Genomic DNA, 20645 nt, shown 5'->3' with positions numbered 1-20645 from the left:
CTTTTTTAATAAAAATTACTACTATTCCTATATACTTTATATATTTGATTGATGAACTTCAATTTTATATCTATCCAAATTTTTAAAATAACAATGCACTATTGTTGTAAAACGCAATAGGGGAAAGTATTGGATAATTTATAGGTATAAAATATTTGATGCTTCTCAGTAATAAGAGAGGCATTTTTTGAATAAAGCTAACAACACATATGCAAAGTTTCAGAACAGAACTCGAAAATCCAATTGTCGAGCAGGACATTATCGATTTAGAGAACAAGATTAAAGCTTTTCGGGATGGAACCATTCACGATGAGAAATTTAGAAGTTTACGTTTGGCCCGTGGTGTTTACGGACAAAGACAGCCTGGTGTGCAAATGATACGAATTAAACTCCCATTTGGAAAGGTAACTTTTAAGCAATTGTTGCGTATAGCAGATATCGCCGACGAATATGGAAGTGGCAATTTACACTTAACCACCCGTCAGGATATTCAATTACATTATGTGAGTTTGGATAGAACGCCAGAACTTTGGGCAAAGCTGGAGCAAGATGATATTACGCTTCGTGAGGCTTGCGGAAATACGGTTCGGAATGTAACGGCATCGCCAAATGCTGGAATTGATAAAGACGAACCTTTTGATGTTTCACCTTATGCCCATGCCGTTTTTAAATACTTTTTGCGTAACCCGATTTGCCAGGAAATGGGGCGGAAGATTAAAATTTCTTTCTCTTCGAGTGATAAGGATACAGCATTTAGTTACATCCATGATTTAGGCTTCATTCCTAAAGTAAACGAAAATGGAGAACGTGGCTTTAAAGTGCTGTTTGCCGGTGGGCTGGGTGCACAACCATTCTTGGCGAGCCCAATTCATGAATTTTTGCATGAAGACCAGCTCATTCCTTTTACAGAATCGGTTTTGCGTGTCTTTGATCGTTACGGGGAACGAACAAATAGAAATAAAGCTCGTTTAAAATATTTAGTTCAGAAGTTGGGTTTAGAAGAAGTTTTGCGATTGGTTGCCGAAGAACGTATAGCCAACAAAGTTAAAACTTTTATCATTGATCGAAATGTTGTTCAACAGCCAGCCTTACCACAGGAACAAGAGTATACGGCTGTTGAAATTCTTAATGAAACGCATTATAACCATTGGTCGGCAACTAACGTTGTGCCTCAAAAGCAAGAAGGTTTTTACGCCGTTTATGTTAAAGTGCAAGTTGGCGATATCAAGACTGATAAAGCCCGTGCTTTTGTTGATGCCATTAAGCCATATGTTGCGGATGAAATCAGGATTACGCAAAATCAAGGCTTGCTGTTGAAGTTTGTTCGGGAGGAAGCGTTGCCATCATTATATTCAGCTTTAAATAAAATCGGTTTTACAACGGCTGGTTTCGATAGTTTAGCTGATATTACGACCTGCCCGGGGACAGATACCTGCAATTTGGGTATTTCAAACTCAATGACATTAGCAGAAGTTTTGGAAGATGTAATCTACACGGATTTCCCGGAATTCATCTATGAGAAAAATATCAAGATAAAAATCAGTGGTTGTATGAATTCTTGCGGTCAGCATGGTTTAGCAGAAATTGGTTTCCATGGGAGTTCGGTAAAAGCAGAGGGGAAAGTTGTTCCAGCGGTTCAGGTAATGCTTGGCGGCGGAACAGTGGGGAATGGTATTGGGCGTGTGGCAGAACGGGTGATTAAAGTACCTTCTAAACGGGCAACCAGCGTATTGCATTTCATTTTAAATGATTTTAAGGCAAATAATGAAGAGAATGAAAATTTTCACCAATATTATGATAGAAAAGGAAAAGACCACTTCTATCAACTTTTAAAACCATTGGCAGATTTAACCAATCTTCAGCAAGAAGAATTTGTTGATTGGGGCCATGTAGAGCAATTTGTTACCGCGATTGGTGTTGGAGAATGTGCTGGTGTTGTAATTGATTTGGTCGCAACTTTACTTTTAGAGGCTGATGAAAAATTCGGTTGGGCGAAGCAAAATTTAGATAAAGCTGCTTACGCTGATGCGATTTATCATACCTACAGCACTTTTGTTAGCGCTGCAAAATCATTGCTTTTAGATAAAGGCGTAAACAGCAGCACCCAGGTTGGCGTAATCAGAGAATTCGATAATCACTATGTGGAAACCGGCGAATTTAAATTATCGACCAACTTTTCAGATTTGGTTCTCCAAATTAATAAAAACGAACCAACCGCTGAGTTTGCTTTGAAATATTTTAACGAAGCTGATGCTTTTTTAAACCAGATTAAGGAAAAAAGAGCAGTAGCAATGAAATAAATGAAAGAATTAGAGAATGATAAAATGATTGAATATGCAAGGTGCAAAATCGCTAGTAAAAACATTAACTCATTCAAAACTCATTCATTCAAAATTAAAACTATGGTTAATCAAAATAAAGAATCAAAAATTACACTTTTAGGCGCTGGTCCCGGCGACCCGGATTTGTTAACCTTAAAGGGAGTTAAAGCTTTACAGGCTGCAGATGTTGTTTTATACGATGCTTTAACTAATGAAGCCTTATTAGAGCATGCACCAGCTGATGCGATTAAAGTTTACGTTGGTAAACGTTCTGGCGAACATTCATATCCGCAGGAAACCATCAATAAACTGATGATTGATTATGCCTTAAATTACGGTCATGTGGTTCGGTTAAAAGGCGGAGATCCCTTTGTTTTCGGTAGAGGTTACGAGGAACTGGATTATGCAGCATCTTACAGCATTCCAGTTGATGTTATTCCTGGAATATCGAGTTCGATTGGGGTTCCGGGTTTGCAACAAATTCCGGTAACACACCGCGGATTGAGCGAAAGTTTTTGGGTAATTACAGGCACAACTACATCCGGAGACGTTTCTAAAGACATTTACCAGGCTGCAGAATCAAATGCTACCGTTTTGGTTTTGATGGGCTTAAAAAAATTAGCTAAAATTGTTGAAATCTTTAAAGCAGCAGGCAGGCACCACTTGCCAGCAGCGGTGGTTCAAAATGGCTCATCAGAAGATGAAAAATTAGTTATTGGAAGAGTAGAGACCATAGAAAGTTTAGTGCAGCAGGAAAATATTAAGGCGCCTGCACTTTTAATTTTTGGTGAGGTAGTTTCTTTACATCCTTCATTTAAAAACTTAGTAAAACAATATGCAAGTATTGCCTAGCCAACCTGATAATGCATTGCCTTTTTCTGATGAGGAAAAAGGTAATCAGCTTTTTCCAGTTTTTATTAAACTGAATAAGCTACGTACATTATTAATTGGTGCGGGCAATATTGGGCTCGAGAAATTGACAGCAATTGTAAATAACAGTCGCCAGGCTAAAATTACCATTGTAGCCGAGATGGTTTCTCCAGAGGTTTATGCGCTTATCGCAGATTATCCACAAATCAAAGTGAAACAAAAAAACTTTGATGTTTCTGATTTGGAAAATATCGATATCGTTTTCGCGGCAACAAACAACAATATTTTAAACGAAGAAATTAGGGTAGTAACACACGAAAAAGGTTTGCTTATTAATGTAGCCGATAAGCCAGATTTGTGTGATTTTTATCTGGGTTCAATCGTTCAGAAAGGCGATTTAAAGATTGCGATTTCTACAAACGGCAAATCACCAACGATTGCAAAACGGTTAAAGCAGATTTTGAATGAAGGAATTCCAGCAGAACTGGATGAAACTTTACAAAATATGAGTGCTTTGCGGCAAACACTTAACGGCGATTTTTCGTCGAAAGTAAAGAAGCTGAATAAGGTTACACAGAGTTTAATCAATCCACGAAAAAGCTTTGCAGAGCGAAACATTAAGTGGCTCATCTGGTCGGCTGCAATTCTGCTTATTGGGGCAATTGGTTTTTCGTTATGGAATACCGAACCCGAATTTCAGGATTTCCTAATCAATATCGATCCATTATTTTATTGGTTTTTAGGTGCTGGCTTTTTATTTGCGCTGGTTGATGGCGCGATTGGTATGTCGTATGGCGTTACCACGGCCTCTTTTTCTCTGGCAATGGGTTTGCCGCCGGCCTCTGCCAGTATGGCCATCCACATTTCTGAAGTTTTAAGTAATGGAATTGCAGGTTGGATGCATTACCGGATGGGAAATGTAAACTGGAAATTATTTAAAATTTTGATTATTCCCGCTATAATTGGAGCAGTTTTAGGCGCTTACATTCTATCATCATTAGAACATTATAGTGCTTATGTGAAGCCTGTTGTCGCCGTTTACACTTTGTTTTTAGGCGGCATAATTTTGATGAAAGCATTTAATATTAAAAGAAAAAAAAACGATCAAAAAATAAAGAAGATAGGACTTTTGGGATTTGTGGGTGGTTTTATTGATGCTGCATTTGGTGGCGGTTGGGGTTCAATTGTACTTTCCAGCTTAATTGCCGGTGGTCGTCATCCCTTATTTTCATTAGGAACTGTTAAAATCAGCAGATTTTTTATCGCCACATTGAGTTCATTAACGTTTTTTACGATGTTAGGGGGCAAACACTGGGAGGCTGTTTTAGGCCTCATTATCGGCAGTGCCATCGCATCACCAATTGCGGCAAGAGTCTCAAACAGAATTTCTGCTAAAACGATTATGGTAGCGGTTGGTATCATCGTTATGATAGTGAGTTTGCGTAGTGTGATCTTGTTTATTTTAAAATTAATTTAGTGATGGGAGTAGAAGATTTAAAGGCAGAACTTACAGGCTTAAGCACGATAGATAAATTACGGTATCTGGCTGATGGATTTGCAGATAAAATCATTTTTTCAACCAGTTTTGGTTGGGAAGACCAAGCCATTACGCACTTAATATTTGCCAATGATATTCCAATTAAAGTGTTCACGCTTGAAACAGGTCGCTTGTTTCCCGAAACCTATTATGTTTGGAACCGCACTTTAGAAGTTTACAACAAACCGATTCATGCCTATTATCCCAAAAATGAGCTGTTGCAGGATATGGTGAATACAAAGGGTCCAAACAGTTTTTACGAGTCAGTAGAAAATAGAAAAGAATGCTGTTACATCCGTAAAATCGAACCGTTGAAAAGAGCATTAACAGGAAACGAGATTTGGGTTACCGGAATTAGGGCTGAGCAGAGCGCTAACCGTGAAGATATGCACGATTTAGAATGGGATGAGGGCAATAAACTAATAAAATTCCACCCCATTTTTGACTGGACTTTGGAAGACGTTAAAACTTTTATTAAAGAAAATAATATCGTTTACAACACTTTACATGATAAAGGTTTTCCAAGCATTGGTTGTGCGCCTTGTACAAGAGCAGTACAACCCGGAGAAGATTTTAGAGCGGGAAGATGGTGGTGGGAAGATCAAAGTAAAAAAGAGTGTGGTTTGCATGCAACTGAAAAAGCTTAAAGACTAAAGCTAAAAGCTTAGTCGAATAGACGGCGAACTTTGAGGGGTTTCCCCCTTTGGAGGGGGCAGGGGGAGGAATTAATTGCCACTACTACAACAACAAATAAGTTGAACATTCAACAATCAAACATTACAACAATTTTAAATGAGTACATATAACTTTGATTATTTAGATGAACTGGAGGCGGAGGCCATTCACATTTTGCGTGAAGTTGCAGGACAATTTGAAAAACCTGCCTTATTATTTTCTGGCGGGAAAGATTCAATCACATTAGTTCGTTTGGCCGAAAAAGCTTTTCGTCCAGGGAAATTTCCTTTTCCTTTGGTACACATTGATACCGGTCATAACTTTCAGGAAACGATCGATTATCGTGATAAAATGATTGAAAGAATCGGCGAAAAATTAATCATTGGTTCGGTTCAGGAATCGATTGACCAAGGTAAAGTGGTAGAGCAAAAAGGGAAAAATGCCAGTAGAAATGCTTTACAAACGGTTACATTATTGGATACAATCGCGAAATATGAATTCGATGCGTGTATTGGTGGTGCCAGAAGAGATGAGGAGAAAGCCAGGGCAAAAGAGCGCATTTTCTCTGTTCGCGATGAGTTCGGTCAGTGGGACCCAAAACGCCAACGCCCTGAACTATGGAATATTTACAATGGTAAAATCCATAAGGGCGAAAATGTGCGTGTATTCCCTATCAGTAACTGGACCGAACTTGATGTTTGGAACTACATTCGAAGAGAAAACATCGAATTGCCAAGCATTTATTTCTCTCATGAGCGTGAAGTGATCACCAGAAACGGGCAATTAATGGCGGCTTCTCCGTTTTTAAATATGGATAATGAAGATGTTGTGTTTCGCAAGCAGGTACGTTTTCGTACGGTTGGCGATATGTCTTGTACCGCTGCGGTAGAGTCCGAAGCAATTTTAATCGATGATATTATCACTGAAATCAGTTCTTCAAAAATTTCTGAGCGTGGGGCCCGGATGGACGATAAAGTTTCGGAAGCAGCAATGGAAGACAGGAAAAAAGGCGGGTATTTTTAGGGAGTACTTAATAGTTAGTATCAAGTATCAAGACTGGATGCCAACTAAAAACTAAACTTTTGACAATTCATTATGACTAGAGAAATGGTATTATGTGATTTGTCTCGATACTTGATACCAAAATCTTGATACTAGGTATGGAATTGATAGACTGAAATTCGTCTTGATACTTGATACTAATATCTTAATACTATAAGCATGAACATATTAAAATTTTTTACAGCAGGCAGTGTAGACGATGGTAAAAGCACCTTAATCGGCCGTTTGTTATACGATACTGATTCCATCTTAGCAGACCAGTTGGAGGCCTTACAGAACTCTAACCGTAAAAACGATGATGGAACAATAGATTTGGCTATTTTAACCGACGGTTTAAGGGCAGAACGGGAACAGGGAATTACCATCGATGTGGCTTACAAATATTTTCAAACCGATAAGCGCAAGTTTATCATTGCTGATACGCCTGGCCATATTCAGTACACCAGAAATATGGTTACAGGTGCATCTACAGCGAATCTTGCCATTATTTTAATTGATGCCCGCAATGGTGTGGTCGAGCAAACCATCCGCCATTCGTACCTGGTTTCATTATTGGGTATTAAGCACATTGTTGTTTGTATCAATAAAATGGATATGGTTGATTATAGTCAGGATGTTTATAGTTCAATTATAGAGAAATACAAAGTATTAGCACAGCAACTGAAGTTGGTTGATGTTAATTATATTCCGGTTAGTGCGCTGAAAGGGGATAACATCGTTCAAAATTCTGAACGTATGGATTGGTACGAAGGCGAAAGTTTGTTGCACTTCTTAGAGAAAGTTGATACCGATAACCTGGATAAATCTCAGTTGGCCCGAATGCCTGTTCAGTGGGTTATTCGCCCTCAAACGGAAGAATTACACGATTATCGTGGTTATGCGGGTCGTGTTTTGAGCGGAACTTTTAACTTGAATGATAAAGTGACGGTTTTACCATCAGGCGCAAGCTCTACCATCGAAAAAATTGAGTTCTTTGACCAAATTCCGGACGCTGCGCATGCTGGACAGTCGGTTACCATTCACTTAAAAGATGATGTAGACATCAGTCGCGGCGATACCATTGTGAATGCATCAGCTTTGCCACAAGAATCGAAATTGATTGAAGCCGATTTATGCTGGATGGACGGACGTGCTCTGGATACTTCAATAACGTATTTGATTCAGCATAACAGTAAAGTAACGAAGTGCAAAATCAGCGAAATTTTGCATAAGGTTGATATCAATACGCTGGAAAAACATCCTGCTGATGAATTCAAATTAAATGACATCGGTAAAGTAATTGTGAAAACAGCTGACGCTCTGGCTTTCGATTTATATGATGATAACCGGGCAAATGGCTCAGCTATTTTAGTGGATAGCAGAACGAATTTAACTGTAGGCGCTTTAATGTTTAGAGCAGCAGTTGAATAAATCCAAACACGCCCTTTAATAATTTAGGGTAAGCGATTTAATAGGCACCAGAGATAGTAGCTTCGTTTTTCATTTTAAAAAATTTTTCTTTATGGAAATGGAAAGAACTTTTCATCGTATTTTCATACTTTCATAACTGTTTAAATTAAAACATCAAAAGATGAAAAATAGAATTATTTACCTTGCTCTTGCAGCTTTTCCATTTGTTTATGCTTGTAATTCGTCAGTTAAAAAGGCTGACGTGACCAAAACAGATTCTGTTATGAATCAAACCTGTTATGCCTCCTCTTTTGAAAAGGATAGTGCTGCAATGGTAGTGAAAACGCTGGCATCTGGGAAAGTCACCGGTTCCTTGCTTATCAAATACGGAGAAAAACCGCAGAATAACGGACAAATAGATGGTAAATTCAATGGCGATACACTTTTAGTTGATTATCGTTTTAACACCGGCGGTGATACAACAAGAGCATTTACCAACCCACTTGCATTTTTAAAGAAGGATGGAAAACTGATTATGGGTGTCGCGCAAATTGAAACTACTTTGGGGCGTTCCTATTTTGTGAAAGGCAAACCAATTAATTATGAAGCAGGTAAGTTTACTTTTGCTGAAGTGCCTTGTAAGTAAATTATAATATTAGTAAAATCTCATGATCGTGATTGCTAGGCATGAGGCAATCTCACTTATACTAGTCTTAGCGTCTCGCTAAGACTTTTTTAATCTCCAATTTCAACCACCGTCGTCATTTTGAGCGCAGCCGAGAAATCTTTTTATTAAAATCAGTCATTTAACTTATAGAAATTGTCTTTCCCGTTACATTGTGAACATAAATGAAGCAATGATAATGAGTTGCAGATTCTTCGTTGCACTCAGAATAACAAAGTCAAGAACAGTTTCGCGGCGAAACAACAAGCAATCTGAGATCATTACAGTTGAAATAATAACAATCGCATAAAGATTGCTTCGTGCCTCGCAACGATGGTACTCTATTATAAAAATTATTTTAAAATAAATTACTACAATTTCTATAGACTTTATATATTTGTGTAATTAATAAGAATTATCACGAGCTAATATTTTCTGACATGATTTTAACCAAAGTAGAAAAAGCGAACATTGAACCAAAAATTACATTGATAGGTGCTGGTCCTGGCGACCCGGACTTATTTAGTTTAAAAGGTGTTAAAGCATTAAAAACAGCTGATGTTGTTTTATACGATGCAAATGTGAACGAAGCTTTACTGTGTTATGCACCAGAAGGTATTCCAAAAGTTTATGTTGGTAAACGTACCGACGATGAAGATTTCTCGCAGGATGCGGTTAATAAGCTGATTGTAGATTATGCTTTAAACTATGGTCATGTAGTTCGATTAAAAAGCGGCGACCCTTTTTTCTTTGCGAAAGGTTACGAGGAAATTGATGCTGCAGAGTCTTATAGCATTCCTACAGAAATTATTCCAGGCATTTCGAGTGCAACAGGAGCACCGAGTTTGCAGAAAATCCCAATGATTTATAAAGACTTAAGCGAAAGTTTTTGGGCAGTAACCGGTACAAATTCTAAAGGAGGAATATCTGAAGATTTATATATAGCTGCTAAAACTAAGGCCACTATTGTCGTTTTAAACGGGATAGAAAAAGTAAAAGAAATCGCTGCTATTTTTCAGGGGGAAAGTAAAGGTTTATTACCAGTAGCTGTGATTCAAAATGGTTCTACGCCACAGGAAAAGATTGTGGTTGGCATTGTAGATACCATTGCTGAAGTTGTGGAGGATAAAAAAATTACAGCGCCTGCATTGTTGGTTTTTGGAGATGTGGTTTCCTTACACCCTCAATTCCAGCCCATCAGAGATTTCTATGAAATTATTGCTGAAGAATATTAAAAGTTAAAAGAACTATATATTTGTTTTGTTGTTAAAAACCGCCGGCGAAAGTTAGCGGTTTTTTGCGTTAGTATATCTCCCGCAGATTACGCTGATTTTCGCAGATGGTTATGTTTAGCTATCCAATGGGTTTATGAACAGTTGCTTAATTTTCTTTCGAAAAAAGGAACACTCAATTATTTATATTGGTTGTTTTAATTTGAGATAATCTTCTAAATCTACTGGAAATTCATCTTCAAAAATTAATTTGAATTATTTTCAAATCGGAAAACAATTACTAACTTAACACAGTTATCTACACCAAATATTTGATGGAAATTATACATATAAGCGCCGAATGTTACCCTGTTGCGAAAGTTGGTGGTTTAGCCGACGTAGTAGGGGCCTTACCGAAATACCAGAATAAAGTTGGACATATTGCCAAAGTTGTTGTTCCAGCCTATGAAACCAAGTTTATCAGGGAAAGTGAATTTGAAGTTGCTTACGATGCATGGTCTAACTATGGAAACCACCATTTTTCATACCGGATTTTAAAAGAAAAAACCAACAAACTAGGTTTTGATTTGTACATTGTTCATATTCAGGGCTTAACTGATAGACCAAATGTTTACGGTTACGCCGATGACACGGAACGTTTTGTTGCTTTTCAAATTGCCACTTTAGACTGGATGGCCCAATGGGAGCACCGTCCGGATGTAATTCATTGTCATGATCACCACACAGGTTTGATTCCTTTTATGGTTTCGAATTGTTTGAAATACCAGAATATCAGTAAGGTTCCAACTATTTTAACCATTCACAACGCGCAATATCAAGGGCAATTTGGCTGGGATAAATTATACTATCTGCCTGCTTTCGATTTATGGAAGGGTGGATTATTAGGCTGGGAAGACGCAATTAATCCACTTGCATCTGCAATAAAATGCGCATGGAGGGTAACGACGGTTTCCCCTAGCTACCTTGAAGAAATGATGAGCAGCGCCCGGGGTTTGGAGAGTTTATTAAGGCAAGAGCGATGGAAATGCGCCGGGATTTTAAATGGAATTGACACCGAAGTTTGGAATCCTCAAACGGATTCTATGCTTTTAAAAGGTTACAATTTAAAAACAGTTGAAAACGGGAAAGCCGCAAACAAAAAGGCACTGTGCGATGTTTTTCAGTTAGATGCATCGAAACCGCTTTTTACCTTCATAGGTAGGTTGGTTGACGAAAAGGGTGCTGATTTACTTCCTGATATTTTTTACAATGCCTTACAACAACATGGCGATAACATCAATGTGTTGGTTTTAGGTTCTGGCGAAAGTTGGGTTGAAGGAAGGCTAAATCAATTGAAAGATATTTTTGGAGGAAGATACAATGCATACATTGGTTACAATGAACAAGTGTCGCACGAAATGTATGCAGGAGCAGATTTCCTCTTGATGCCTTCGAGGGTAGAACCCTGTGGCCTCAACCAACTTTACGCATTGCGTTACGGAACGGTGCCGATTGTACGTAGAGTAGGTGGTTTAAAAGATACCGTAATTGATGTTGGTGATGGAGGTTTTGGTTTGTGCCACGATCAAACCAGCGTTTGGGACGTTACACATGCTGTAAATCGTGCTGTTGATTTATATCATAATAAAAATGCTTTTAAAGCGGTGCGGAAAACCATGATGAAGATTGATCATTCCTGGGATAAAGCGGCGACGAATTACATAGAATTATACCAAATATTAAAATAAGCTTAAACATGACTGACAAAGTTTTAGGCGTTATCCTTGGCGGTGGCCAGGGCTCTAGATTATCGCCGCTAACACAAACACGCTCTAAACCCGCAGTACCTATAGCAGGTAAGTACCGGTTGGTAGACATCCCGATTTCAAATTGTTTAAACTCAGGCATTCACCGTATGTTTGTTTTAACGCAGTTTAACTCTGCATCCCTGAACAAACACATTAAAAATACCTATCATTTTAGCCATTTCAGCACAGCCTTTGTTGATATTCTCGCTGCCGAACAAACGGTTCAAAACGCTGGCTGGTTTCAGGGAACGGCTGATGCAGTACGTCAATGTATGCACCATATTGTTTCTCATGAGTTTGATTATATATTAATCTTATCTGGCGATCAACTGTATCAGATGGATTTTAAAGATATGATTGAACGACATATCGAGGCTAAAGCTGAAATTACCATTGCCACAATTCCAGTTACAGCAAAAGATGCGACTGATTTTGGTATCTTAAAAGCTGATGAAGAAAATATGATTACTTCTTTTATCGAAAAGCCGAAGACTGGTTTAGAAAATTGGGTTTCTGATACAGGTGAAGAAATGCAGGGTGAGGGACGTAATTTTTTGGCGTCGATGGGTATTTATGTTTTCAATCGGGAATATCTAATTAATATTTTGAATGAGAACGAAGAAGAAAAAGATTTTGGTAAAGAAATATTGCCAAGAGCCATTACAGAGAGTCGCGTTTTGAGTTACCAATACGAGGGCTATTGGACAGATATTGGTAATATTTCATCTTTTTTTGAAGCTAATCTGGGCTTAACTGATGAGATTCCGAAATTCAATATGTTCGATAGCAGCCATACGATATTCACCCGGGCCAGGATGCTGCCACCGTCGAAAATTTCTGGTACAACCTTAGAAAAAGCAATTATAGCAGAGGGTTGTATTATACAAGCTAGTAAAATAGAGCATGCCGTTTTGGGCATCAGGGCCCGTATTGGAAAGGATACTGTTGTAACCAATACATATGTAATGGGTAGCGATCGTTATCAAACACTCGAAGAAATTCAAACAGAAACAAATATGGGCAACTCGCTTATCGGTATTGGCGATCGTTGCTATATCAACAATGCGATTATCGACAAAAACTGTCGCATAGGAAACGATGTAAAGATTAATGGCGGCCCGCATTTAGAGGATGGTGATTTCGAACTTTATGCTGTAAAAGACGGAATCGTTGTAGTGAAAAAAGGCGCTGTACTGCCGAGCGGCACAGAGATTTAAAGTAAATTCATTTAAAAATTTAAGTCAGTTTGAATGCGATCAGACTGACTTTTTTATTTGGCGTACTCCAACATTTTTGCCAATAGCTTGTTAGTAGATAAACATAAATTTGCTTATGGCTGAAAAACATCTTTATCAAACTGGAATAATAGGAAACTGTGCTTTTTTAGCACATGTAAATAAAAATACAGATATCTCTTGGCTATGCTGGCCTCGTTTTGATAGCCCTTTCGTTTTTGGAAGTTTATTGGATAAGAAGAAAGGTGGCGAATTTTCGATTCTACCACAGGGAGAATATACCTCAAAACAATATTATATTGAAAATACCAATGTTTTAAGAACCGAAATTACGGCAGAAGATGGTCAATATAGAGTTACCGATTTTGCACCCCGTTTTCGCCTTCACGACCGGTATTTCAAGCCGCTAATGTTCATTCGTAAAATTGAGCCTATAAAAGGTAATCCTCGCATAACCATCAAATGCGAACCGGTATGCGATTATGGAAAAGGTAAGATGAAACCAAGCCGTGGAAGTAATCATATTGATTATTTAGGCTGTGATGAAAACATACGTTTGAGTACAAATGTTTCTTTAACTTATATTCTTGATGAAAAAGCATTTGTTTTAAATGAGGCAAAATACCTTGTTATGACCTATGGCCAAAACCTTGAAGCGCCAATTGTGAGTACCGCTGAAAATTTTCTTCGTGATACGGTAGCTTACTGGCGTTTATGGATAAAACATTCGTCGATTGCTGGATTTTACCAGCCATTTGTTATCCGATCAGCATTGGTTTTAAAAATTCATCAATATGAAGATACCGGTGCAATCATCGCTGCAAGTACAACCAGTTTACCCGAATCGCCGGGAAGTACCCGAAACTGGGATTATCGCTATTGCTGGCTGCGCGATTCGCATTATGTACTGACTTCACTTAATCATATCGGTCATTTCGAGGAAATGGAAAAATACTTCAGCTATCTTTCAGATATTTCCCGTGCAGAAGATACGCGGTATCAGCCATTATACGGGATTGCGGGCGAGCGTGAAATTACAGAACATACACTCGATCATTTGGAAGGTTACAAAGGTGAACAGCCAATCAGAATTGGGAACCAGGCTTATGAACATATTCAGAATGACATTTATGGTCAGGTTTTGATTTCAATGTTACCCCTGTATACCGACCATCGTTTTGTGTTCTCAGAACGAAGCGACTCCGTTAAATGGATTGAAGGCGTACTGTCTAAAATCGAAAGGACAATTGATGAAAAAGATGCCGGGATTTGGGAGTTCAGAAATATAGCAAATGTACACTGTTACAGTAATTTGTTCCAATGGGCTGGTGCACATGCTGCTCTAAAAATGGCAAAAACTATTGGTAGTCAGGATTTTGAGGATAGAGCACAGGTTTTGATTGATAAAGCTGCAACACATATTGAAGCCTGTTACGATCCGGAAAGAAAGGTTTACACAAATGCCGTTGGCAGCCAGCATTTAGATGCGAGTACTTTGCAATTAATTATGATGGGTTACCTGGACCCGGCATCCGACCGCGCAAAGGACCATTTGATTGCTTTAGAAAATGAACTTAAAACTGAAGATGGATTATTTTACCGCTACCTGCATGCGGATGATTTTGGCAAACCTAAGACTACTTTTTTAATCTGTGCATTTTGGTATGTAGAAGCCTTGGCTTGTGTAGGAAGAACGGATGAAGCAATTAAGGAGTTTGAAAACATTATTAAATATTGTAACCATTTGCTACTTTTCAGCGAGGATGTTGATGCAAAAACAGGCAGCCAATGGGGTAACTTTCCTCAGGCCTATAGCCATGTCGGTTTAATGAATGCGGCCTATCGTATTGCAATTAAATTAGATAGACCCGTATTTTTGTAGAATTATTTTCGATTCGTCATTCCCGACTTGATTGAGAATCTTAATGCTGTTACAAAGCGCTTTAAGATTCCCGCCTGCGCGGGAATGACGTTAAAGTTAAGCTAAATTCCTATGCCATGGTTCGTGTGCACACGAACCATTAAAATGAGTTCTTTCGATTCGCCATTCCCGACTTGATTGGGAATGCTAATGCTGTTGTAAAGCGCTTTAAGATTAGCTTCGCTGAGCAATCGTGGTTCCCGCCTGCGTGGGAATGACGTTAAAGTTAAACTAATTCCTATGCCATGGTTCGTGTCCACACGAACCATTAGAATGAGTTAATTTCGATTCATCATCCCGACTTGATTGGGAATGCTAATACTCTGTTGTAAAGCGCTTTGAGATTAGCTTCGCTGAGTAATCGTGGTTTCCGCCTGCGTGGGAATGAGTGCAAACGAAATAAAATTCTTGCCTTAGCGTCGGATTTATTTTTGATTCAGCCTCACGACATCAGTTAAATTAATCTCGCTCCACAAATTCTTCCTTTACCAAACTCCAGAGCAGTTTTCTAACTTCTTTAAAATCGTTCAAGTAGTACTTCGCTTCTGATAAATTATTTCCAACCTTAACTGTTATCGAACCATCTGGTAGAGCTTTAAAAATATCTTCGTCGGTATGGTCATCTCCCAATGCCATCACAAAGTCAGGATGCTTATTGTAAAGCCAGTTTAATGCAGCCTTTCCTTTGTTTACCTCTATATTTTTAAACTCTATAACCTTGTTTCCTGGCATGAGCTGTAAGCCCTTATCAGCGGCTAAAATTTTCATATGACTAACAATTTCATTCGCTCTTAATTCACCTAACCCTTCTTCCGCTTTGCGATAATGCCATACTAGGGAAAAGCTTTTTTCTTCTATGAAGGAACCTGGCGTTCTATCCGTATAGGTTTCTAATAATGTTCTGATTTCACTTTTCCATTGATCTGTAAGTAGCGGCAAACAAGTCCATTGTTCCCCTTGTTTTCTTTGCCAGGCACCGTGTTCGGCGATCAAATCAACCTTTAAATGGCCAAACCAGCTTTCCAAAGTCTCATGTCTGCGTCCGCTGATAATCACGACCGTATTCGAATTATCAAGGATCAAATTTTCAATTAAATCATAGAGCTCTTCATCTGGCGAGGCGTCATCAATATCTCCTGTAAACCCAACTAAGGTTCCATCGTAATCTAAAAACAAGACTCTATCATGAGTTTCGGCATATTTCACTGCAATAATTTCGTTAACGGAATTCACAGCATGTTTTGTTAGCAATGATTTTTGAGATTCTTTCACTTCGTTTAATTTTAAAATAAAATTGTTCACCCAATGTTTAATATTGAATTTTTCAACTGTAGCACGCATGGCTTTCATGCGACGCTTTTGATCATTTAAAGGCATTCTTAGGGCGGCAACAATTGCTTCCATAATATCGCCGAGATTATTCGGGTTTACAATTAATGCCTCTGTCAATTCCTTTGAGGCCCCGGCCATCTCGCTTAAAATAAGCACGCCATCTTCATTATTTCTGCTGGCTATATATTCTTTACTAACCAGATTCATGCCATCGCGCATTGGCGTAACCAGGCAAACATCGGCAGATGAATATAAGGCCGATAAGAACTCAATAGGAAAAGAACGGTAAAAATAATTGACCGGAATCCAGTCCATGGAACGATAGCGGGCATTTAAATTGCCCACGAACTGGTCAATCTGTTCCCTCAATTCGTTGTATTTAGGAACGGTATCCCGCGATGGAACCACAATCATGAATAATTCAATTTTACCAATATATTCAGGGTGCATTTGAAGCAATAATTCGATTGCTTTGAGGCGTTCTAAAATTCCTTTACTGTAATCCAGCCTGTCAATCGAAAGAATAATTTTAACATCCTCCTTTCCATTTTTAAAATTGGATATTTCTTGTCTGACTATTTCTGTATCCGTTAAGGTTGAAAATTTTTCGAAATCAATACCCATAGGAAAGGCTTCTATAACGATTTGCCGATCGTTGCTGTTCAGTACATTTGATGATGAATTTACAGGAAGTAAGCGTGTTGCTGTGCTTATAAAATGGCGAACATCATCATAAGTATGGAAACCAATTAGATCTGCGCCAATCAAACCTTGAAGCAATTCTTCACGCCAAGGTATCAACCTGAAAATTTCGTAAGAAGGAAAGGGGATATGCTGGAAGAATCCAATGGTCAAATTTGGGCGTTTTTCCCTCAATATTTCGGGGAGCAACATCAATTGATAATCCTGAATCCATATTTTATCTTTCATGTCAAGTACCTGCAGGGCACTTTTGGCAAATTTATGATTAACTGATTTGTAGCAATCCCAATAGCTTTGCTCGTAATGTGCGTAGGTTACCAGGTAATGAAAAACGGGCCATAATACTTCGTTTGAAAAACCCTCATAATATAAATTGATTTCTTCCTGAGTCAGGAAAACTGGGGAAAGGTTAAGCTCGGCTAATTTTTGCGTAACCTCCTCTTGCCGCTCTTCGGGAACTTCAATGCCTGGCCATCCCACCCAGATTGAGTTCCCTGTTTTGTATACGTCTCCAAGTCCGGTAGCTAGGCCACCCTCACTTGGAATAATAGTATATTGATTGTTTTCTTCGACGATCTTAACAGGTAATCTGTTCGATATTATAACTGTCTTCATGCTTGTATTTGATGTATCCACATAAATAAAAGCAGCTAAGTTTATTTTTGTTTGAATTTTTAGGCTAAAAAAACATTCAAATGATTAAAAAGTTTCATCAGTCGATTGAATAGTTTACACTTAATTGGAATAAAAATTTAATTAATAGCAATCAAGACTTACTGGTCAAGAGGAGGTTAACAAAGTTATTTTTTGTCAAAAGCTATATATAATTAAACAACAGAGAAAAAGTTGTTTGTTCATTTGGTATGGAGATTACTTCAATACTACCACGGTGCATTTTCATAATGTTCCGGCTAATGGTTAAACCAATGCCCGAGCCATTTTTACGGGTGGTGTAAAACGGAACGAAGATTTTTTCCAAATCTGGGGATTCAATTCCTTTTCCATTATCAGTTACATCTATGTAAAGTTTGGTGTTTTCCAGTCGGTAATTGACCGAAATATGGGGATTTTCATTTTCCTCTACGGAATAAATGCTGTTCGTTATTAGGTTAATAAGAACTTGTTCAATTAATTTTAAGTCAAGCTGAACTGTGATCTTCGATGATGTTTTTTCTACATCTAATACCACGTTTTTAATTTTCGCGAAAGGTTGCATCAGCACTTTAATGTGTTTCAGGATTTCTCCAATCGTGTGTGACTCTAAATTCGGCGTTGGCAACTCTGCGATTAAACGATAGTCCTTAACAAAATCCAATAAACCGGCAGAACGCCGCTTAATCGTTTGTAAAGCTGTTTTTAGATCTTCCATTTCATCCTGATCGAGGTTTTCTTTTTCCGTAACCATGCTATTAATGGTATCGGATAACGAACTTATAGGCGTGATGGAATTTAATATTTCATGTGAGATTACACCGATTAACCTGTTCCAGGCTTCTGTTTCTTTTTGCTCAATTTCGTCTTTTATATTTTGGAAACTGATGATGGTATAATTCTTCCCATAAAGATTCAATGGGATTACCTCCGTTGATAATTGAATCAATTTCTCCTGGATTTTTAGTTCCAAAAAGCGCTTTCCACCTGATGAAATCTGGTCTACCTCATATGCAAAATTTGGTAAATGTTGTTGTAGCCGATGCCAGTATTTGTATGCCGGCACACCTAATAAAGTCGATGCAGCCTGATTGAAAAATGCAATTTCCTCGTTATTCTGTGCTGTTTTGGTATTGTTAACTACGATTACGCCGACCGGAACCTGCTCTAAAATGGTCTTAATCAGTTGGAACATCGCTTCCTGTTCCATACGAATCTGTTTGTGTACATGTAGAATTTCTCCAAAAGATTCATAAAGTTCGGGAAAACTTCCCTTAGTGGCTTTATTTTTAAAATTAAGTGTGTGGTCGCGGGTTTTTACAGCTAAAATAAATCGCTTAATATCAGAACGAATTTCGTTAATGTAATAATAAAGCGAAATTATAGAGCCCAATAAAATCAAACTCACGCCAATAATGGTAAACCACAATTGGGTGTTTTTAATTAGATAAAATAAGAGGTAACCCAATAGATTGATGAGGACCAACCTGGATATCAAACGAAAAGTAAAGCGTTTATAAAACATGTTTTTTAAGCTAAAAGACTAAAGGTGAAAGACCAAAGCTTAGAGATCGAAGTGGGGTGCAGCTTTAATCTTAAGCTTTTCACTTTCAGCTCAAATCCCGAATTTCTCTATTCTCCTGTATAATGCTGCACGGGTTAGACCGAGTTCTGCCGCTGCTTTTGATATATTCCCTTTGTGTTTATCTATGGCTTTTTGTACCATCATTTTTTCCATCTCGCCTAGTGCCATTTCATCAGGCATGGCGGTATTTTGTGTAAAACGCTGCGGACTTAATTGTAAGTCTTCTTCTGAGATTTCATTTCCATCGCTCATAATAACGGCCCTTTCTAAAACGTGTTGCAATTCACGGACATTCCCCGGCCATTTATAATTAAGTAAAATATCTTCGGCTTTATGGCTTAAACTTCGGGTTTCTTTGTGGTATTTCGAACTAAAAACCTGCATAAAATGATTGGCCAGCAACAATATGTCTCCACCACGTTTTCTTAATGGCGGCAGTAACAATTCAACGGTATTAATCCTAAAAAGTAAATCTTGCCTGAAGGTGTTTTTACCAACCATCTCGTTTAACGGCATATTGGTAGCCGTAATCAACCGAACATTAACTTTGCGCTCTTTACTTTCGCCGAGTCGCGTAACCGTTCGGTTTTGTAAAACACTCAATAATTTTGCCTGCAGTGGCAAAGTTAGGTTTCCAATCTCGTCCAAAAATATTGTCCCACCGTCTGCCAGTTCGAATCTGCCTGGTTTATCTTCCTTCGCATCCGTAAAAGCACCTTTGGCATAGCCAAAAAGTTCACTTTCAAAAAGATTTTCATTTAGTGAGCCCAAATCTACATGCATAAAAACCTGGTTTTTGCGCTGCGAATTTCCATGGATTTCGTAGGCGAAAACCTGCTTGCCTGTACCATTTTCGCCCAGGATTAAAACGTTGGCATCAGTGGGTGCAACTTTTAATAAGGTATTCTGAAGTTGTTTTATTCCATCGGCCTCGCCCACAATATGCTCGAAACCGCGGGTCATATCTTTATGTAGTGAAGTATGGATTTTCTCCAGTTTCTTAACTTTTCTCGTCGATTCACGGAGTTTCGATGCCGCAGAAATGGTTGCAAAAAGCTTTTCATTTTCCCAAGGTTTAAGAATAAAGTCGGTAGCACCTTTTTTAATCGCTTTAACCGCAAGTTCTACATTTCCAAAAGCAGTCATCAGAATAACAACATAGTCTTTATCTATCGATAAAATATGTTCCAGCCAATACAAACCTTCGCGGCCATCGCTCGCGCCTTTCTGATAGTTCATATCGAGCAGAATGATATCAACTTCGTTTTTGCTTAACAGCACATTGATTTCTTTAGGCGATTTGCAGGTGATCACTTGTTTTACCTGCTGTTTTAAAAATAAGCGGGCGCTTAAAAGAATGTCGTCATCGTCATCGATGATTAAAACTGTGGCGTCTAACATGAATTTATATTTTAAAAGCTCACCCTATTAAGGTAAGTATTTTTTCTTTGTGTTGTCTCTCTCTTTGAGAAGAGAAACACTTTGGCTAAGTAGTTGGAACCAAATTTCTTTCTACTTTGCTTTTTCTACTCCCTAACCCTTCACTTCAAGTAGATTGGATTCAGGGATGAGTTTCCTTCCTCAAAAATAACTAAACTGTCCGCTCTCGCACATAAACTGTTCGATAATGAACAGTTTAAAAGCACAAAAATTTATAAAAAATTGATTATTAAGTGTTTAAA

15 protein-coding genes are annotated in these 20645 nt (G+C 38.2%); 11 read left to right on the top strand and 4 right to left on the bottom strand.

Annotated elements, in window-relative coordinates:
• Nucleotides 1-209 precede the first annotated feature (209 nt).
• The 11 genes from ASF92_RS10360 (at nt 210) to ASF92_RS10310 (ending at nt 14654) form a co-directional block, all read left to right on the top strand.
• A complete protein-coding gene (locus tag ASF92_RS10360; RefSeq protein ID WP_056092006.1) occupies nt 210-2300 on the top strand; it encodes a HEPN domain-containing protein in 2091 nt (696 codons plus the stop codon).
• A gap of 102 nt (nt 2301-2402) precedes the next feature.
• Nucleotides 2403-3173, top strand: a complete 771-nt coding sequence (gene cobA / locus ASF92_RS10355) for a uroporphyrinogen-III C-methyltransferase (RefSeq protein WP_056093247.1) — start codon at nt 2403-2405, stop codon at nt 3171-3173.
• On the top strand, nt 3157-4668 hold the full coding sequence (locus ASF92_RS10350) for a TSUP family transporter (protein WP_056092002.1): 1512 nt from the start codon (nt 3157-3159) through the stop codon (nt 4666-4668). Before cobA (ASF92_RS10355) ends, ASF92_RS10350 begins: the two co-directional genes overlap by 17 nt.
• A 2-nt stretch (nt 4669-4670) precedes the next feature.
• The gene (locus tag ASF92_RS10345; protein ID WP_056092000.1) at nt 4671-5375 is read left to right on the top strand and encodes a phosphoadenylyl-sulfate reductase; all 705 of its coding nucleotides are present in this window, start codon (nt 4671-4673) and stop codon (nt 5373-5375) included.
• 145 nt (nt 5376-5520) lie between these two features.
• Complete coding sequence (cysD, locus tag ASF92_RS10340; protein WP_056091995.1) at nt 5521-6426, top strand: sulfate adenylyltransferase subunit CysD; 906 nt, start codon at nt 5521-5523, stop codon at nt 6424-6426.
• Nucleotides 6427-6624: 198 nt separating this feature from the next.
• On the top strand, nt 6625-7875 hold the full coding sequence (locus ASF92_RS10335) for a sulfate adenylyltransferase subunit 1 (RefSeq protein WP_056091992.1): 1251 nt from the start codon (nt 6625-6627) through the stop codon (nt 7873-7875).
• A gap of 160 nt (nt 7876-8035) precedes the next feature.
• Nucleotides 8036-8500, top strand: a complete 465-nt coding sequence (locus ASF92_RS10330; RefSeq protein ID WP_056091989.1) for a hypothetical protein — start codon at nt 8036-8038, stop codon at nt 8498-8500.
• A gap of 458 nt (nt 8501-8958) precedes the next feature.
• A complete protein-coding gene (gene cobA, locus ASF92_RS10325) occupies nt 8959-9753 on the top strand; it encodes a uroporphyrinogen-III C-methyltransferase (RefSeq protein WP_056091987.1) in 795 nt (264 codons plus the stop codon).
• Nucleotides 9754-10064: 311 nt separating this feature from the next.
• Nucleotides 10065-11477: a glycogen synthase gene (locus tag ASF92_RS10320; RefSeq protein WP_056091983.1), complete on the top strand. Its 1413-nt coding sequence runs from the start codon at nt 10065-10067 to the stop codon at nt 11475-11477.
• 8 nt (nt 11478-11485) lie between these two features.
• Nucleotides 11486-12754 carry a glucose-1-phosphate adenylyltransferase gene (locus ASF92_RS10315; protein WP_056091982.1) on the top strand — a complete coding sequence of 423 codons (1269 nt, stop codon included), beginning with the start codon at nt 11486-11488 and terminating at the stop codon, nt 12752-12754.
• 115 nt (nt 12755-12869) lie between these two features.
• Nucleotides 12870-14654 carry a glycoside hydrolase family 15 protein gene (locus ASF92_RS10310; protein ID WP_056091979.1) on the top strand — a complete coding sequence of 595 codons (1785 nt, stop codon included), beginning with the start codon at nt 12870-12872 and terminating at the stop codon, nt 14652-14654.
• 101 nt (nt 14655-14755) lie between these two features.
• Here the strand turns inward: ASF92_RS10310 and ASF92_RS21020 are convergent, their stop codons facing one another.
• The 4 genes from ASF92_RS21020 to ASF92_RS10295 form a co-directional block, all read right to left on the bottom strand.
• Entirely contained in the window at nt 14756-14962 is a 207-nt protein-coding gene (locus tag ASF92_RS21020) for a hypothetical protein (RefSeq protein ID WP_157263826.1), read from the bottom strand.
• A gap of 190 nt (nt 14963-15152) precedes the next feature.
• Nucleotides 15153-17342 (bottom strand): bifunctional alpha,alpha-trehalose-phosphate synthase (UDP-forming)/trehalose-phosphatase, encoded by a 2190-nt coding sequence (locus tag ASF92_RS10305; protein WP_056091975.1) that lies wholly within the window; start codon nt 17340-17342, stop codon nt 15153-15155.
• A 202-nt stretch (nt 17343-17544) separates the two neighbouring features.
• Nucleotides 17545-18807 carry a PAS domain-containing sensor histidine kinase gene (locus tag ASF92_RS10300; RefSeq protein WP_231729789.1) on the bottom strand — a complete coding sequence of 421 codons (1263 nt, stop codon included), beginning with the start codon at nt 18805-18807 and terminating at the stop codon, nt 17545-17547.
• A gap of 186 nt (nt 18808-18993) precedes the next feature.
• Complete coding sequence (locus tag ASF92_RS10295; RefSeq protein ID WP_056091969.1) at nt 18994-20364, bottom strand: sigma-54 dependent transcriptional regulator; 1371 nt, start codon at nt 20362-20364, stop codon at nt 18994-18996.
• Nucleotides 20365-20645 lie beyond the last annotated feature (281 nt).

The organism is Pedobacter sp. Leaf176, from assembly GCF_001424305.1.
Taxonomy (GTDB): Bacteria; Bacteroidota; Bacteroidia; order Sphingobacteriales; family Sphingobacteriaceae; genus Pedobacter.
The sequence above is the reverse complement of the archived record's forward strand: the minus strand, read 5'-3'. Positions and strand labels throughout refer to the sequence as shown.

Bases quoted from the DNA above. Each gene is read 5' to 3' on its own strand.
- ASF92_RS10345 (WP_056092000.1), top strand. From the start codon at position 4,671: ATGGGAGTAGAAGATTTAAAGGCAGAACTTACAGGCTTAAGCACGATA.
- ASF92_RS21020 (WP_157263826.1), bottom strand. From the start codon at position 14,962: ATGGTTCGTGTGGACACGAACCATGGCATAGGAATTAGTTTAACTTTA.
- ASF92_RS10315 (WP_056091982.1), top strand. From the start codon at position 11,486: ATGACTGACAAAGTTTTAGGCGTTATCCTTGGCGGTGGCCAGGGCTCT.
- cobA (WP_056093247.1), top strand. From the start codon at position 2,403: ATGGTTAATCAAAATAAAGAATCAAAAATTACACTTTTAGGCGCTGGT.
- ASF92_RS10335 (WP_056091992.1), top strand. From the start codon at position 6,625: ATGAACATATTAAAATTTTTTACAGCAGGCAGTGTAGACGATGGTAAA.
- cobA (WP_056091987.1), top strand. From the start codon at position 8,959: ATGATTTTAACCAAAGTAGAAAAAGCGAACATTGAACCAAAAATTACA.
- ASF92_RS10320 (WP_056091983.1), top strand. From the start codon at position 10,065: ATGGAAATTATACATATAAGCGCCGAATGTTACCCTGTTGCGAAAGTT.
- ASF92_RS10310 (WP_056091979.1), top strand. From the start codon at position 12,870: ATGGCTGAAAAACATCTTTATCAAACTGGAATAATAGGAAACTGTGCT.
- ASF92_RS10360 (WP_056092006.1), top strand. From the start codon at position 210: ATGCAAAGTTTCAGAACAGAACTCGAAAATCCAATTGTCGAGCAGGAC.
- ASF92_RS10330 (WP_056091989.1), top strand. From the start codon at position 8,036: ATGAAAAATAGAATTATTTACCTTGCTCTTGCAGCTTTTCCATTTGTT.
- ASF92_RS10295 (WP_056091969.1), bottom strand. From the start codon at position 20,364: ATGTTAGACGCCACAGTTTTAATCATCGATGACGATGACGACATTCTT.
- cysD (WP_056091995.1), top strand. From the start codon at position 5,521: ATGAGTACATATAACTTTGATTATTTAGATGAACTGGAGGCGGAGGCC.
- ASF92_RS10305 (WP_056091975.1), bottom strand. From the start codon at position 17,342: ATGAAGACAGTTATAATATCGAACAGATTACCTGTTAAGATCGTCGAA.
- ASF92_RS10350 (WP_056092002.1), top strand. From the start codon at position 3,157: ATGCAAGTATTGCCTAGCCAACCTGATAATGCATTGCCTTTTTCTGAT.